The following is a 14,674-nucleotide window of genomic DNA, read 5'->3' as shown; positions in this document are numbered from 1 at the left end:
GGATTACTGACGGGTATTGTCGCGGCCGTGCCGAAGAGAGCCGCTGTGCCGGTCGCTGAGCCGGGCAGCGCGTTCAACGCGCTGCCGGCGGACCTGCACCACCACCTCAGACCGTTCTTCGCCGACATCACCGAGGAGGTCGTCGAGGCGATCAGGACCGAGATCCCCGAGTACGCGCGTCCCGCCGACGACACCTACATGCAGGGCGTGCACCGGGGCGTGGACCACGCGCTGCAGGGTTTCCTGGAGCGGATGGCGAAGCCCGACACGGACTGGGAGCCGGTGAAGGCGACGTACCGGCGCATCGGCCGCGGCGAGGCCGAGGAGGGCCGCAGCCTCGACTCGTTCCAGTCGGCGCTGCGGCTGGGCGCGCGGATGACGTGGCGGCGGGTGAACGCGCTGGTCGATGCCGACCTGCTGCCGCGCAACGTGCTGGCCGCCTTCGGCGAGGCGCTGTTCCTGCACCTGGACGAGATGGCCGCCGCGACGACCGCCGGGTTCACGGAGGCACGACTGCACGCGGCCGGTGAACTGCAGCAGCGCCGTACGCGGCTGATCGACCTGCTCACCGCGGATCCGCCCGCCTCGGTGGAGGCGATCGCGGACCTGGCGCGCAGCGCGCGCTGGCCGGTGCCGCGCGCGCTGGCGGTCGTCGCGCTCGACCACTGCCCCAAGGCGGGCTCGCAGCCGATCGTGGCGCCCGAGTTCCTCGCCCGGTTCGACGTCCGGCCGGCCGTGCTGGTGGTGCCGGACCCCGAGGGGCCCGGCCGGGTACGGGCCCTGGCGGGAGCGCTGCAGGGACTGCGGGCCGCGATGGGCCCGACCGTGGCGCTCCAGGACGGTGCGCGGTCGCAGCGCTGGGCGTCCGAGGCGCTGGGCCTGATGCGCCGGGGCGTTCTCGCCGAGACCGGAATGGTGCGCTGCCAGGACCACTTGACCACGTTGCTGCTGCTGCGCGACGACGCCCTGGTCGACGCGATGGCCGAGCACCGGCTGCGGCCGCTGGAGCAGGTGCGCCCGCCGCAGCGCGAACGGCTCGCGGAGACCCTGCTCAGCTGGCTGCAGTGCGGCCGCAACGCCAGCGAGGTGGCCGTCCGCCTGGCCGTGCACGCCCAGACGGTGCGCTACCGGATGCGCCAGCTGGACGAACTGTTCGGCGCCCAACTGCACGACCCGAAGGCCCAGTTCGAGATGCAGCTGGCCCTGCGCGCGCTGGAGCTGCGCCGGGGCGCGGCCGTGGCCCGGCGTCCGGCCGTGAACAGTGCCTAGTGCTGTGGCCGGGACGGTTCACCGGGAAGCTCGCCACGTCCCGTGCGGTGCATCGCGAGGCGGGGCATCGCCCGTGTACTGGATGTACTCGGGCGATGCGACAACGCGGCGGGGCGCCGTGCCGGGCGTCGCGAGCCGGTGAACCGTCCCGGCCACAGCACCAGCGCTGCGAGCGGGACGGTTCGCCGGCTCGGCGAACCGTCCCGGCCACGGCACTGGCACGCGGGCCGCGCCCCGTGGCTCAGCGCGCGGCCGCCTGGAACGTGCGCCGGTAGGCCTGCGGCGACACCCCGATCGCCGCGTGCAGATGCTGCCGCAGCGAGGCACCCGTCGCGAAGCCGACACGGCCGGCGATCTGGTCCACCGAGAGGTCGCTGGACTCCAGCAGGTGCCGGGCCCGGGCGACGCGCTGCTGGACGAGCCAGCGGCCGGGACTGAGACCGACCTCTTCGTTGAAGCGGCGGGCGAAGGTGCGCAGGCTCATCCGGGCGTGGCCGGCCAGCTCGGCCAGCGAGAGCGGCTCGTCCAGCCGCTCCAGGGCCCACGCCCGGGTCGCGGCGGTGCTCGCGGCCCCGCTCTGCGGGACCGGCTGCTCGATGTACTGCGCCTGGCCGCCGTCCCGGAACGGCGGTACGACGCAGCGGCGGGCGACCGCGTTGGCCAGCTCGCTGCCGTGGTCGGTGCGCACGATGTGCAGGCAGACGTCGACGCCGGACGCGGCGCCGGCCGAGGTGAGGATGCGGCCGTCGTGCACGAAGAGGACGTCGGGGTCGACCTCGACATGCGGGTAGCGCCGCCGGAAGTGGTCGGTCACCTGCCAGTGCGTGGTGGCCCTGCGGCCCTCCAGCAGGCCGGCCGCCGCCAGCACAAAGGCGGCCGTGCAGATGGAGACGATACGGGCGTCCGGCCGGATGCGGGCGAGCGCGGCGGCGACCTCCGGGGGCAGCTCGGCGGGGATGTGCGAGGGGGGCATGGCGGCGACCACCACCGTGTCGGCCGTGTCCAGGACCTCCGGTCCGTGCTCGACGCCGATCGTGAAGTCGGCGCAGCTGCGCACCGGCCGGCCGTCGACGGAGCAGGTCAGCACCTCGTACCGCCCGTCGGCCGCGCCGAAGATCCGGCTGGGGATGCCCAGCTCGAAGGGATAGACGCCGTCGAGGGCCAGGACGACGACCCGTTCCACCTGTCGTTCACCACGCATGGCACGATCTTATCGAAGGTTGGCAATCGTGCCATTTCCCTGCCGGGCGGGCCCCGGCAGGCTGGTTCACCATGAGCACTGTGAACACGATGCGAGCCATCAGCCAGGACGTCCTCGGCGGTCCCGAGGTCCTGAAGGACGTGGAGCTGCCGCGCCCCGAGCCGCGCACCAACGAGGTACTGGTCCGAGTCCGCGCCGCCGGCGTCAACCCGACCGACTGGAAGCACCGCGCGACCGGCGGATTCCTGGGCGAGCCGCCCTTCGTCCTGGGGTGGGACGTCTCGGGCGTGGTCGAGGCGGTCGGCATCGGCGTCGCCCGCTTCCGGCCCGGCGACGAGGTCTACGGCATGCTGTCGTACCCCTTCGGCCACGGCTCGCACGCCGAGTACGTGAGCGCTCCGGCACGCTGGTTCGCCCCCAAGCCCGCCTCGCTCGACCACCCCCGGGCGGGCGCCCTGCCGCTGGTCTCGCTGACCGCGTGGCAGGCCCTGGTCGAGTACGCCGACGTGCGGCCGGGGCAGCGGGTGCTGGTCCATGCCGCGGCGGGCGGGGTCGGCCATGTGGCGGTGCAGATCGCCAAGGCGCGAGGCGCGTACGTGATCGGCACCGCCAGCGCGGGCAAGCACGCGTTCCTGCGCGGGCTCGGCGCGGACGAGACGGTCGACTACCGGGAGACGGACTTCGCCGAGGCCGTCAAGGACGTGGACGTGGTCCTGGACACGCTCGGCGGCGACACCGCCCTGCGCTCGCTGCGGGTGCTGCGCCCGGGCGGGATCGTCGTCTCGATCATTCCGATCGGCTCGGACGACTTCCCCAGGGAGGCCGAGCGGCTCGGCGTCCGTGCGGTGCGCATGCTCGTCGACGCGTCCCACAGCGGCCTGGAGGCGATCACGGAGCTGGTGGAGGCGGGCAAGTTGCGCCCCGAGATCGCCGGCACCTTCCCGCTGGCCGAGGCCGCCGAGGCGCACCGGCTCGGCGAGACGGGCCGTACGTCCGGAAAGCTGGTCCTCGTGATGGACTGAGTCCGCGCGCTCAGCACATCAGAACAGGAGCACGGGCTTGATCGCCTTGCCCGCGCGCATGTCCCGTACCGCCTGGTCGATCTCCGTGAACGGATAGGTGCTGATCAGGCGGTGCAACGGCAGCCTGCCGTCCCGCACCAGAGGGACCAGGGCCGGGATGAAGGTCTGCGTCTCGGTGTCGCCGAGGGTCAGGCCGACGATCCGCTTGCCGCCGAGCAACCCGTTGACGTCCAGGGCGACTTCGGTGCCGAACGGCGGGGCGCCGATCACCACCGCGGTGCCCCGCGCGCCGAGCGCGTCCACGCCCCGGCGCAGCACGGCGGCGTTGCCGGTCGTCTCCACGACGCCGTCGGCGCCCCGCCCGCCGGTGATCTCCGCGAGTGCCTCGCCGAGGTCGGTGTCCGCGCTGTCGACGGTGTGGGTGGCGCCCAGTTCCCGTGCCAGGGAGAGGCGTTCACTCACCCGGTCGACGGCGACGACGCGGGTCGCCGGGGTCAGGGCGGCGGCCATCACGGCGGACAGACCGACGGCGCCGGCACCGAGGACGACGACGGTGGCGCCGGTGGCCGGCTTCAGCACGTTCCAGACGGCACCCACTCCGGTCTGCACGCCGCAGCCGAGTGGCGCGAGCGTCTCCGGCGGCAGGTCCGCGTCGACCTTGACGAGGCTCCGCTCGTCCGCCAACGCCCGCTCGGCGAAGGAGGACTGGCCGAAGAAGTGGCCGCCGAGCGCCGTGCCGTCGCGGTGCACGGTGCTGGTGCCGTCGGCGCGGCGGCCGCCCAGCAGGTTCAGCGGCAGCCAGGTCGCGCAGTAGGCGGGGTGGCCGCCCCGGCAGTCGCGGCACGCGCCGCAGGAGGTGAAGGACAGCACGACGTGGTCGCCCGGGGCCACGCCGGTCACCGCGGGGCCGACGGCCTCGACGACGCCGGCGCCCTCGTGGCCGAGCACGCCGGGCAGCGGGAAGGGCAGTGCGCCGTCGGCGACGCCGAGATCGGTGTGGCACAGACCGGCGGCCGCCATGCGGACCACGGCCTCATGGGGTCCGGGCGCGTCGAGCTCGACGTCGGCGAGGGTGAAGGGCGCGCCCGCGGACTCGACGACCGCGGCACGGGTGATGCGGGACATCGTATGAACTCCCTTGTTCATGCGGTGGTTTCGGCCGGACTCAGCCGAGTGCGACGACGACGGACTTGACCTTGGTGTACGCGGCGAGCGCCTCGGGCCCGTACTCACGGCCGAAACCGGAGTCCTTGACGCCGCCGAAGGGCACCGCGGGGTCGAGCAGCGCCCAGTCGTTGATCCACACGATGCCCGCCTGGAGGCGGCCGGCGACGCGGTGGGCGCGGGCGAGGTTCTGCGTCTGGATGCCCGAAGCCAGGCCGTACGGCGTGGAGTTGGCGAGCTCGACCGCCTCGTCCTCGGTGTCGAAGGGCTGCACGGTGAGGACCGGGCCGAAGATCTCCTCCTGGACGACCCGGGAGTCGCCGGGCAGACCGGCGACGACCGTGGGCCTGTAGTAGTAGCCGCCGTCGAGGTCGAGCCGCTCCCCGCCGCAGACGATGCGGCCGCCTTCGGCGCGGGCCAGGGCGACGTACTCCTCGACCTTCTTCAGGTGCCGCTCCCCCGCCATCGGGCCGACGACGGTCCCGGGCCGCCGGGGGTCGCCCACCGGCACCCCCGGCACGGCGTCGGCGAGGATGCCGAGCAGGGTGTCGTGGACCGGGCGGGCGACGAGCAGCCGCGGGCCGCCCATGCAGAACTGGCCGGTGTTGAAGACGAACGCCTTGATGATCGCGGCGACGGCCGTTTCCAGGTCGGCGTCCTCGAAGACGAGGTGGGCGGCGTTCCCGCCGAGTTCCATGGTGACGGGCTTGAGGGCCTCACCGGCCACGCGCGCCACATGGCGGCCGGTCGCGGTGGAGCCGGTGAAGGCGATCTTGTCGACGCCGCCGTGGCGCAGCAGCGCCTCGCCCGCCACCGGGCCGGTGCCGGTGACCACGTTGACGACCCCGTCCGGCACGCCCGCCTCCTGGAGCAGCCGGGCCATGCGGAGGGCGCTGAGCGGGGTCTCGTCGGCGGGCTTGTGCACCACGGTGTTGCCCGCGGCCAGCGCGGGGGCGATCTTCGAACCGGCGAGGATCAGCGGGAAGTTGAACGGGGTGATCGCGGCGACCACCCCGAGCGGCTCGCGCCTGGTGTACGCGAGGGCGTTCATGGGTGTGTCGCGGACCGAGCCGTCGAGGGAGTGGGCGAGGGCGGCGAAGTACTCGTAGTCGTGGGCCGCGTTGGTCACGTCGACGGCATGGCACAGCGCGAGGGGCTTGCCGACGTCCAGGCTCTCCAGCCGGGCGAGGTCGTCGGCGTTCTCCCGGATCAGCTCGGCGACGCGGTGCAGGACGCGGCCGCGCTCACGGCCGCTGAGGCCGGACCAGGCGCCGTCGTCGAAGGCCGTACGCGCGGCACGCACCGCCGCGTCCACGTCGGCGGCGCCCGCCTCCGCGACCGTGGTGACGACCGCGCCCCGGGACGGGTCGACCACCTCGGTGCGCGCCCCGTCGGCGGCCTCGCGCCACCGTCCCCCGACGAAGAGCCGGCCCGGTTCGGTCTGGAAGGTGGTCATCGCCGCTCCTCAACGTTGTACCCAAGGTTTCAAGTAACAGGATTCCTGCCGATCTGGATTCTGTCGTGCAGTGTCGATACAGACAGGATTCCTGTCAATGCTCTAGGCTGAAGTCATGCTCGAAGCACAGGCGGCCAAGGAGTCCCCGTCACTGCTCTACATGGTCAAGCAGGTGGAGTTGGTGGTGCGTGCCCACCTGGACGAGCTGGTCAGACCGTCGGGGATCACCGCGCTGCAGTACACCGCGCTCACGGTCCTGGAGCGGCACGACGGACTGTCCGCCGCACAGCTCGCCCGCGACTCGTTCGTCACCGCCCAGTCCATCGCCGATCTCGTACGGTCCCTGGAGAGCCGCGGGCTGGTGCGCCGGGAGCGCAATCCGCACAGCCGCCGCGAGTTGCTGATCCTGCTCACCGACGACGGGCGCCAGGTCCTCGCCCGGCACGCGGACCCCGTCCGCCGGCTCGAGGAGCGGATGGTGCGCGATCTCACCACGCGTCAGACCGAGCAGTTCCGCCAGGCACTTTCCACGTCCTGGCACGCGTTGTCGTGAGGGTTCAGCGCAATTCACAGACATATGTCAACCGAACATGCTCAAATTCGCTCCAACGAGGGTAACTTGCTGGACGGAAAACGAATTTGCGCTCGCTGGGGACCCGGGGGCTCGCCCGCGCTGGCTAGGCTCGCTGCACGATGTCACCCCGGCCCCCGGTGACCTGCAACACCGCAGCGGACGGAGCAGGTTGGAGGCGATGTCGTCGTGCACCAGGAACCCGCGCCGCTCACCCGGCATCTGCGGGTCCACCAGGACCGAGGGCATACGGTGCTCGAACTGCGTGGCGAGATCGACATCGCCGCGGCCCTGGAGATCGCACCGTACCTGGACCGGGTGACGGCGCACCCCGGCGTCCGTCTGGTGATCGACCTGACCCAGGTCGGCTTCTTCGACTGCTCCGGGCTGCGGCTGGTCTACCGTGCGCGTGCCCGGCTCCTGGAGCAGGACGGCGAGCTGCGGCTCGTCTGCACGCATCCGCTGACCCTGCGCATCATGCGGGTGACCGGCCTGTCCCGGCTGCTGCCGGCGCACCCGACCCTGGACGCGGCCCTGGGCCAGCCCGAAGCCACGTCCGGGTCGGTGTGACGGTCACCGCCCTCACCCGTACCGCCACGTGAGACCTTCGGCTACCTGAGGATCTTCGTCACCTGTCCGGCGCCGACCGTACGGCCGCCCTCGCGGATGGCGAACTTCAGGCCCTCCTCCATGGCGATGGGCTGGATCAGCTGCACGTGCACGCTGGTGTTGTCGCCGGGCATGACCATCTCGGTGCCCTTGGGCAGCGTCACCACGCCGGTCACGTCCGTGGTGCGGAAGTAGAACTGCGGGCGGTAGTTCTCGAAGAACGGCGTGTGCCGTCCGCCCTCGTCCTTCGACAGGATGTACGCCTGCCCCTCGAACTCCGTGTGCGGAGTGACCGTCCCGGGCTTGATGACGACCTGACCGCGTTCCACCTCGTCGCGCCTGACACCGCGCAGCAGCAGTCCGACGTTCTCCCCGGCCCGGCCCTCGTCGAGCAGCTTGCGGAACATCTCGATGCCGGTGACGGTCGTCCTGGTCTTCTGCTCGTGGATTCCGATGATCTCGACCTCGTGGTTGACGTGCAGCACCCCGCGCTCGATCCGGCCGGTGACGACGGTCCCGCGGCCGGTGATCGTGAAGACGTCCTCGATCGGCATGAGGAACGGCTTGTCCACGTCGCGCTGCGGCTCGGGGACCGCCGAGTCCACGGCCTCCATCAGGTCCAGGACCGACCGCGTCCACTGCGCGTCGCCCTCCAGGGCCCTGAGCGCGGAGACCTTGACGACCGGGACCTCGTCGCCGGGGAACTCGTACTCGGTCAGCAGCTCGCGCACCTCCAGCTCGACGAGTTCGAGGATCTCCTCGTCGTCGACCATGTCGGTCTTGTTCAGGGCCACGACGATGTACGGCACGCCCACCTGCCGGGCCAGCAGCACATGTTCCTTGGTCTGCGGCATCGGCCCGTCCGTGGCCGCGACCACCAGGATCGCGCCGTCCATCTGCGCCGCGCCCGTGATCATGTTCTTGATGTAGTCCGCGTGTCCGGGGCAGTCGACGTGCGCGTAGTGCCGGCGCTCGGTCTGGTACTCGACATGGGCGATCGAGATCGTGATGCCGCGCTGCCGCTCCTCGGGCGCCTTGTCGATCTGGTCGAAGGGCGTGAACGGGTTCAGATCCGGAAACCTGTCGTGCAGCACCTTCGTGATGGCCGCCGTGAGCGTCGTCTTGCCGTGGTCGATGTGACCGATGGTGCCGATGTTCACGTGCGGCTTGGTCCGCTCGAACTTCGCCTTCGCCACTGCAAGCCCTCCTGGTCACCTGGGTGAGGCGTCACCGGGACGCCGAGCCTTGCTCCTCCCTCATGTCTATTCGCTTCGCGGCGCGTCGAACAGGGCACTGACGGACTCGCCGTTGTGAATGCGGCGCACCGCCTCGGCGAGGGCGGGCGCGATGGACAGGATCCGCAGTTTCCCGGTGCGCTCCTCCTCGGACACCGGCACGGTGTTGGTGCACACGATCTCCAGGACGTCGGGCTGCTCGCCGATCCGCTTGAGCGCCCCCGCCGCGAAGAGTCCGTGGGTGCAGGCGACCCGGATGGACCGCGGCTCCAGCTCCCTGAGCCGCTGCAGCAGCTCCAGGACCGTGCTGCCCTTGGCGATCTCGTCGTCGAGGACGATGACGTCGCGGCCCGTGACCTCGCCGATCACCGAGCTGATGGAGACCCGGTCGTCGGCGAAGCGCTGCTTGGCGCCGGCGGCCACCTGGGCGCCGATCATCCGCGCGAAGGCGGCCGCCTCCTTGGCGTTGCCGAGGTCCGGCGAGACCACCGTGGTACGGGAGAGGTCGTACTGCCGGAAGTGCTGGGCCAGTTCACGCCGGGCGTGCAGATGGTCCACCGGCACCGAGAAGAAGCCGTGCACCTGCGGCGCGTGCAGGGTCATCGCCAGCACCCGGCCGGCGCCCGCCGCCACCATCAGGTCCGCGACCAGCCGTCCGCCCAGCGAGATACGGGGCGCGTCCTTCTTGTCGGAGCGGGCGTAGGAGTAGTGCGGCATGACGACGGTGATGCGCGCCGCCGAGGCGCCGCGGGCCGCGTCGCACATCAGCAGCAGCTCCACGAGGTGCTCCTGGACCGGCCGGACCAGCGGCTGGATCAGGAAGACGTCGCGCTCGCGGCAGTTGGCCTGGAGCTGCACCTCCAGGCAGTCGTTGGCGAAACGGCTGACCCGGGTGGGGCTGAGCGGCACGCCGAGATGGGCGCAGACCTCCGCGGCGAGCTCGGGGTGGGCGCTGCCGCTGAAGACGGAGATGTCACGCACGATCCGCTCCTCGCATGATCATGTCGGGGGTTTCATGCTACTGACCGCGGAAAATCCGGTTGCGCTCCGCCGCGGGCGGCACGCCATCATGTGGCCGTACGCGTTCGTCCACCTCGGGAGATCCCATGCGCCGACTCCTCGGAATCCACCAGCGCCCCCACCGGCCCACGGTTCTCGAGGACTCGACTTCGCATGCCCACCCTGAACATCGGAATTCTCGCCCACGTCGACGCGGGTAAGACCAGCCTGACCGAGCGGCTGCTGTTCGACCACGGAGTGATCGACCGGCTCGGCAGCGTCGACGCCGGCGACACCCGTACGGACGACGGGCAGATCGAGCGGCAGCGCGGCATCACCGTCCGCTCCGCCGTCGCCGCGCTCTGCGTCGGCGACACCAGGATCAACCTCATCGACACGCCCGGCCACTCGGACTTCGTCGCCGAGGTGGAGCGCGCCCTGGAGGTCCTGGACGGCGCGGTGCTGCTGCTGTCCGCCGTCGAGGGCGTGCAGGCGCAGACGAGGGTCCTGATGAGGACGCTGCGCCGGCTGCGGCTGCCCACGCTCGTGCACGTCAACAAGATCGACCGTACGGGCGCCCGGTCCGCCGGGCTGCTGGCGGACATCCGGCGCCTGCTGACGCCGTGCGTCGCACCGCTGACGGACGTGACGGGCATCGGGACCGCCGACGCCCGCGTGACGCTCCGCCCGCCCGGGGACCCGCTGCTGGCCGAGGCGCTCGCCGAGGTCGACCCGGACCTCCTCGCGGCCGTGGTGGACGGCCCCGGGCCGACACCGGACGAGGTGCGCAAGGCACTCGCCGCGCGGACCGCCGACGGCTCGTTCCACCCGGTCCTGTTCGGCTCGGCCCTCGGCGGCCAGGGCGTCGCCGAACTCGTCGAGGCCCTGACCGGGCTGATCCCGCCGGCCCCCGCCAGCACGGGCGCGGACCCGCGCGGCACGGTCTTCGCCGTACGGACCGGACCGTCCGGCCAGCGGACCGCCTATCTGCGCCTCTACGACGGTGAGGTGACACCGCGTCAGCGCCTCAAGCTGCTCCGGCGTGAGGCCGACGGGCGCACGACGGAGGTGGCCGGCCGGCCGACCGGTCTCGACGTGCTCGGCGGCAGCGGGCCGGCGCTCACCGCGGGGGACATCGGGGCCCTCACCGGTCTGCGGGGTGTGCGCGTCGGCGACCGGCTGGGAGCGCTCGGCGAGCGGGCCCCGCAGTTCGCGCCGCCGACGCTGGAGACGCTGGTGCGCGCCCGGCGCCCCGAGCAGTCGGCCCGCCTCCGCGCCGCCCTGCTCCGCCTCGCCGACCAGGACCCGCTGATCCATGCCCGCCCCGCGGCCGACGGCGGCACGGCCCTGCTGCTGTACGGCGAGGTGCAGATGGAGGTACTCGCGGCCACCCTCGTGCAGGACTTCGGCGTCGAGGCGGACTTCGAGCCCGGCCGCGTACGGTTGCTGGAGCGACCGCGGGGCGTCGGCGAGGCCACCGAGGAGCTGCCGTGGCACCGCGGCACCCGGTACTGGGCGACGATCGGGCTGCGGGTCGAGCCGGGCCCCCTCGGCTCGGGCGGGGTGTTCGCCTACGAGACGGAACTCGGCGCACTGCCGCGCGCCTTCCACCAGGCCATCGAGGACACGGTGCGCACGGACATGGAGACCGGTCTCACCGGCGCGTCCGTGACCGACTACCGGGTCACGCTGATCCGCTCCGGCTACTGCTCGCCCGTCAGTACGGCCGCCGACTTCCGGGGGCTCACCCCGATCGTGCTCCGCAGCGCGCTGAAGCGGGCGGGGACGCGGCTGTACGAGCCGTACCAGGCGTTCGAGACCGAGGTGCCGCCGGCGGCGCTGGCCCCGGTGACCGCACACCTCGCCTCGTGCGGGGCGGAGTTCACCGGCACCACCGGCGGCTCCACGGCGTGGGTGATCACCGGCGAGCTGCCGGCCCGGCGGGTGCGCGAGGTGGAGCTGCGGCTGCCCGGGCTCACGCACGGCGAGGGGGTGTGGTGGTCACGGCCCTGCGGCGATCGTGAACTGCGCTCGCGCTGAGGCCCTTCACCGGGCCGCCGGACGGCCGTGGCTCACCACGACACGGGCAGCCTGCGGGGACTCCGGGTCATCCCGCCCTCCCGCCACTCGATCGTCCCGGGCGTGAACTCCGCGCGCAGGCCGGGAAAGCGGGCGGACAGGCGGTGCAGGGCGAGGCCCGGTTCCAGTCGGGCGAGCCAGGCGCCGAGGCAGTGGTGGGGGCCGGCACCGAAGATCACGGTGGGTGAGGTCAGCGGGGTGAAGGGGTCCGGCGGCCCCGGCGGGAAGACGTCGGGGCCGCGGCTGGCGGAGCCGGTCCGCGCGGCGACCACGGCGCCCGCCGGGATCGTCACGCCGCCGGCCTCGGTGTCCTCGACGGCGCGCCGGAGAAGACCGGGCAGGACCCGCCCCTCGCTCAGTGGGACGGCGCGCAGCAGCTGCTCGGCGGCGTCGGCCGCCGTCTCCTCGTCCACGGCGAGACCGGGCCAGGCGTCCTGGGCGTCGGTGAGGAGGTGGACGACGAGATTGCCGAGCGCGGTCATCGTCGTCTCGTGCCCGGCCACCACCGGCCCGCAGACCAGGCGTACCAGCTGCCGTTCCTCGATGCGGGGGTGTCGCCCGCCGCCACCGGGCTGCTGACCAGGTCGTCGCCGGGAGACCTGCGCCGCTCGGCGACCAGGCCGGCGCCGAACGCCCCGAACTCCCGCATGGCGGCGACGACTTCCTCACGCGGGTGGCCACCGCCGGAGAGCGCGTGGTCGGCCCGGTGGCGGATGCGCTCGCGGTCCGGACCGTCCAGGCCCATGAGCCGGCAGATCACCGACACGGGGAGCGGGCGGGTGAACCCCTCGACGACGTCGGCGGGACGCTCCCTCTCGGCGAACGCGTCGAGGAGCGTTTCGACGACCGAGGCGACCCACGGCCGCCGGCGGGCGATCGCGCGGGGCATGAACGCCCGCTGCACGGTGCCGCGCAGCCGTCGGTGCGGTGCGCCGTCGAGGTTGGCCATGGCGTCCGGGGCGTCCAGCAGGTTCGGCACGACGAGCAGGTGCGGTGCGTCGTCGGCGTACAGCGAACTTCTGCCGAACCGGGCGTCCATGCGTACCTGACGTGCATCGGCGTAGCGGGTCACGAGCCAGACGCCGCGGTGCCCGCCCTCCGGGCGGACGACGGGAATTGTCAGACACCCCCCAGTGCGCCCCGTATGCCCCCGTCAGGAGTGCCGATCGGCCAACGGCTCGGTCTGACACGGGTTTTGGGGGGCATCCGGAACTGTAGGAAGGAGGGCCGTCGCATGACGACTCCCATCAGGCGCGTGTCCAGGCGCATGCCCGGCTGGGCGAAGGCGGTGAGCGCCGTCGTGCTGGTGCTCGTGGTGTTCTTCGCCGGAATCCGGCTGAGTCTGGTCCCCGGCCTCAAGGACCTGTTCGGCACACAGACGCACGACCGCTCGGGACCGGCACTTCTGCAGTCCATCCAGGACATGAGCCGCTACGACGCCGCCTCCGGCAACTTCCAGGTCGTCGTGGACCTGGAGAAGGACACCAAGTTCCTGCCCGACGCGATCCGCGGTTCCCGCACGCTGTACATCGGGGCGGGGACCGTCGACGCCTATGTCGACCTGGGCAAGGTCGGCAAGGGCGACGTGACGGTCAACGGCGACCGTACGTCCGCCACGCTCCGGCTGCCGCACGCGGCACTCGGCAAGCCGGCTCTCGACCCCGACCGCTCCTACGCCGTCTCCAAGCAGCGCGGACTCCTGGACCGCCTCGGCGATCTGTTCTCGGACAACCCCAACAGCGAACAGGCCGTCCAGAAACTCGCGGTGAAGCACATCGGCGACGCGGCCAAGGAGAGCGGCCTGACCAAGCGTGCCGAGACCAACACCACCGACATGCTGCGGGGCCTGCTGCACTCCCTGGGCTTCAAGGAGGTGCGCGTGACCTACGGCGGCTGACCGGGTGGGTCCTGCCGGCAGTGCCGCCGAAGGGGCCGCATTCTCGGTCGTCGAGCGGGTAACCGCGATGCATCACGGGGAAGTTGAAGAATGGAGAAGCACATGGCCCGGGCAGCCTTGGGACCACGTTCGGCATGGCGCCTGCGTACGACCAAGTCCGACAAGACCGCCAAGACCACCAAGACCACCAAGTCCGGCCGGAGCACGAAGAACGGCCGGACGGGCAAGGCCGGCACGACGGGCAAGGCCGGCCGGAGCACCACGGCCGGCCGGACCGGCGGGCTCGGCCTGTTCGGGAAATCAACCAAGGCCGCGAAGTCCGGCAGGGCGGGCAAGGCGGGGAGCGGGACGCGGCCGGCCCCGCGTGACCGGCATGTCGTGGCCTTTCCGATCCGGCTGCTCGCGATGGTGTGCGCCTTCGGGTTCATGGTGGCGTTCGCCGTGGTGCTGGCCCGGCTGACGCTGGAGCCGTCCCCCGCGTCGGCGGCGCTCGCCCACACCAATCTGCATCCGGGGCGCTCGCTGCACGCGTATCTGGATCAGCCGGCGCTGCGCGACGCCGTCAAGCAGGTCGGCGGAAACATCGTGCTGGGCGTGCCGTTCGGCATCCTCGTCCCGGTCGTCGCCCCGCGCGCCCAGGGGCTGCTGCGGGTGCTGATGCTGACCGCTCTGGTCATGCTTCTGGTGGAGTTCGCCCAGGGCGCGCTGATCACCGGTCGCGCCTTCGACATCGACGACGTCATCCTCAACACCACCGGCGCGCTGATCGGTTACGTGCTGCTGGGGCGCCGGATGAGCCGGGCGGTGCACGCGCGGGAGCGCCGGGCCTGAGGGCCGGGCGCCCCCGCGCACCCTTCAACCTTTGGTCCGTACCAGGGTCTTGACGCGGTTCTTACCTCACTTCTTAAATCAAGAGGCGACCCTTCACCCCCACCACGGTCGGCACACCCGTCACACGGATGCCGACGGAAGGGAGAGCCGTGGCTTCCCCACGCCTGCTCCGCAGAACTCTCTACGCCACCCTGCCCCTCGCCCTGGTCGGCGCCGCGGCGACGGGCACGGCGCAGGCGGAACCCCCCGCGTCCGCCGCCGCTGTCGCGTTCTCCGACACCTTCGACGGACCCGCCGGCGCCGCCGTCGACGCATCGAAATGGCAGACCGAGACCGGCGAC

Annotated in this window: 14 protein-coding genes and 1 pseudogene; 8 read left to right on the top strand and 7 right to left on the bottom strand. The window is 72.2% G+C overall.

Going from position 1 to position 14,674, the window contains the following annotated elements:
* Positions 1–27: 27 nt before the first annotated feature.
* Positions 28–1,269, top strand: coding sequence for a PucR family transcriptional regulator (locus ACIRPX_RS19875; protein ID WP_404195994.1), 1,242 nt, complete (start codon positions 28–30; stop codon positions 1,267–1,269).
* Positions 1,270–1,510: 241 nt separating this feature from the next.
* Here ACIRPX_RS19875 and ACIRPX_RS19870 read toward each other — a convergent pair whose 3' ends face one another.
* Positions 1,511–2,470 carry a GlxA family transcriptional regulator gene (locus ACIRPX_RS19870; protein ID WP_404195992.1) on the bottom strand — a complete coding sequence of 320 codons (960 nt, stop codon included), beginning with the start codon at positions 2,468–2,470 and terminating at the stop codon, positions 1,511–1,513.
* Positions 2,471–2,541: 71 nt separating this feature from the next.
* On the opposite strand from ACIRPX_RS19870, the gene ACIRPX_RS19865 reads away from it, so the two are divergent.
* Positions 2,542–3,492, top strand: a complete 951-nt coding sequence (locus tag ACIRPX_RS19865; RefSeq protein ID WP_404195989.1) for an NADP-dependent oxidoreductase — start codon at positions 2,542–2,544, stop codon at positions 3,490–3,492.
* A gap of 18 nt (positions 3,493–3,510) precedes the next feature.
* Here the strand turns inward: ACIRPX_RS19865 and ACIRPX_RS19860 are convergent, their stop codons facing one another.
* The gene (locus tag ACIRPX_RS19860; RefSeq protein WP_404195986.1) at positions 3,511–4,617 is read right to left on the bottom strand and encodes an NAD(P)-dependent alcohol dehydrogenase; all 1,107 of its coding nucleotides are present in this window, start codon (positions 4,615–4,617) and stop codon (positions 3,511–3,513) included.
* A gap of 40 nt (positions 4,618–4,657) precedes the next feature.
* A complete protein-coding gene (locus ACIRPX_RS19855; RefSeq protein ID WP_404195983.1) occupies positions 4,658–6,112 on the bottom strand; it encodes an aldehyde dehydrogenase family protein in 1,455 nt (484 codons plus the stop codon).
* Between the two features lie 115 nt (positions 6,113–6,227).
* Here ACIRPX_RS19855 and ACIRPX_RS19850 point away from each other — a divergent pair, with 115 nt between their 5' ends.
* A complete protein-coding gene (locus tag ACIRPX_RS19850) occupies positions 6,228–6,665 on the top strand; it encodes a MarR family winged helix-turn-helix transcriptional regulator (protein ID WP_404195981.1) in 438 nt (145 codons plus the stop codon).
* A 207-nt stretch (positions 6,666–6,872) separates the two neighbouring features.
* Positions 6,873–7,253 (top strand): anti-sigma factor antagonist, encoded by a 381-nt coding sequence (locus ACIRPX_RS19845; protein WP_404195978.1) that lies wholly within the window; start codon positions 6,873–6,875, stop codon positions 7,251–7,253.
* Between the two features lie 41 nt (positions 7,254–7,294).
* Here ACIRPX_RS19845 and tuf read toward each other — a convergent pair whose 3' ends face one another.
* Positions 7,295–8,488 carry an elongation factor Tu gene (gene tuf / locus ACIRPX_RS19840; RefSeq protein ID WP_404195975.1) on the bottom strand — a complete coding sequence of 398 codons (1,194 nt, stop codon included), beginning with the start codon at positions 8,486–8,488 and terminating at the stop codon, positions 7,295–7,297.
* A gap of 66 nt (positions 8,489–8,554) precedes the next feature.
* On the bottom strand, positions 8,555–9,508 hold the full coding sequence (locus tag ACIRPX_RS19835) for a ribose-phosphate diphosphokinase (RefSeq protein ID WP_404195972.1): 954 nt from the start codon (positions 9,506–9,508) through the stop codon (positions 8,555–8,557).
* 192 nt (positions 9,509–9,700) lie between these two features.
* Here ACIRPX_RS19835 and otr(A) point away from each other — a divergent pair, with 192 nt between their 5' ends.
* On the top strand, positions 9,701–11,566 hold the full coding sequence (gene otr(A), locus ACIRPX_RS19830) for a tetracycline resistance ribosomal protection protein Otr(A) (protein ID WP_404195969.1): 1,866 nt from the start codon (positions 9,701–9,703) through the stop codon (positions 11,564–11,566).
* Positions 11,567–11,598: 32 nt separating this feature from the next.
* Here the strand turns inward: otr(A) and ACIRPX_RS19825 are convergent, their stop codons facing one another.
* Positions 11,599–12,087 carry a cytochrome P450 gene (locus ACIRPX_RS19825; RefSeq protein ID WP_404195967.1) on the bottom strand — a complete coding sequence of 163 codons (489 nt, stop codon included), beginning with the start codon at positions 12,085–12,087 and terminating at the stop codon, positions 11,599–11,601.
* Positions 12,084–12,644: a hypothetical protein gene (locus tag ACIRPX_RS19820; RefSeq protein ID WP_404195964.1), complete on the bottom strand. Its 561-nt coding sequence runs from the start codon at positions 12,642–12,644 to the stop codon at positions 12,084–12,086. The genes ACIRPX_RS19825 and ACIRPX_RS19820 overlap by 4 nt, the downstream gene beginning before the upstream one ends.
* Positions 12,645–12,839: 195 nt before the next feature.
* On the opposite strand from ACIRPX_RS19820, the gene ACIRPX_RS19815 reads away from it, so the two are divergent.
* From ACIRPX_RS19815 to ACIRPX_RS19805, 3 genes and pseudogenes are all read left to right on the top strand, one after another.
* Entirely contained in the window at positions 12,840–13,502 is a 663-nt protein-coding gene (locus tag ACIRPX_RS19815; protein WP_404195962.1) for a DUF4230 domain-containing protein, read from the top strand.
* Between the two features lie 288 nt (positions 13,503–13,790).
* On the top strand, positions 13,791–14,333 hold the full coding sequence (locus ACIRPX_RS19810) for a VanZ family protein (RefSeq protein ID WP_404196377.1): 543 nt from the start codon (positions 13,791–13,793) through the stop codon (positions 14,331–14,333).
* A 149-nt stretch (positions 14,334–14,482) separates the two neighbouring features.
* A pseudogene (locus tag ACIRPX_RS19805) lies at positions 14,483–14,674 on the top strand (glycoside hydrolase family 16 protein); the annotation flags it as partial.

This window comes from Streptomyces sp. NPDC101225 (genome assembly GCF_044767585.1).
Lineage (GTDB): Bacteria > Actinomycetota > Actinomycetes > Streptomycetales > Streptomycetaceae > Streptomyces.
This window is presented reverse-complemented; position numbering and strand designations above follow the sequence as displayed.

Bases quoted from the DNA above. Each gene is read 5' to 3' on its own strand.
- ACIRPX_RS19815 (WP_404195962.1), top strand. From the start codon at position 12,840: ATGACGACTCCCATCAGGCGCGTGTCCAGGCGCATGCCCGGCTGGGCG.
- ACIRPX_RS19855 (WP_404195983.1), bottom strand. From the start codon at position 6,112: ATGACCACCTTCCAGACCGAACCGGGCCGGCTCTTCGTCGGGGGACGG.
- ACIRPX_RS19860 (WP_404195986.1), bottom strand. From the start codon at position 4,617: ATGTCCCGCATCACCCGTGCCGCGGTCGTCGAGTCCGCGGGCGCGCCC.
- ACIRPX_RS19850 (WP_404195981.1), top strand. From the start codon at position 6,228: ATGCTCGAAGCACAGGCGGCCAAGGAGTCCCCGTCACTGCTCTACATG.
- ACIRPX_RS19870 (WP_404195992.1), bottom strand. From the start codon at position 2,470: ATGCGTGGTGAACGACAGGTGGAACGGGTCGTCGTCCTGGCCCTCGAC.
- ACIRPX_RS19825 (WP_404195967.1), bottom strand. From the start codon at position 12,087: ATGACCGCGCTCGGCAATCTCGTCGTCCACCTCCTCACCGACGCCCAG.
- ACIRPX_RS19865 (WP_404195989.1), top strand. From the start codon at position 2,542: ATGAGCACTGTGAACACGATGCGAGCCATCAGCCAGGACGTCCTCGGC.
- ACIRPX_RS19820 (WP_404195964.1), bottom strand. From the start codon at position 12,644: ATGGACGCCCGGTTCGGCAGAAGTTCGCTGTACGCCGACGACGCACCG.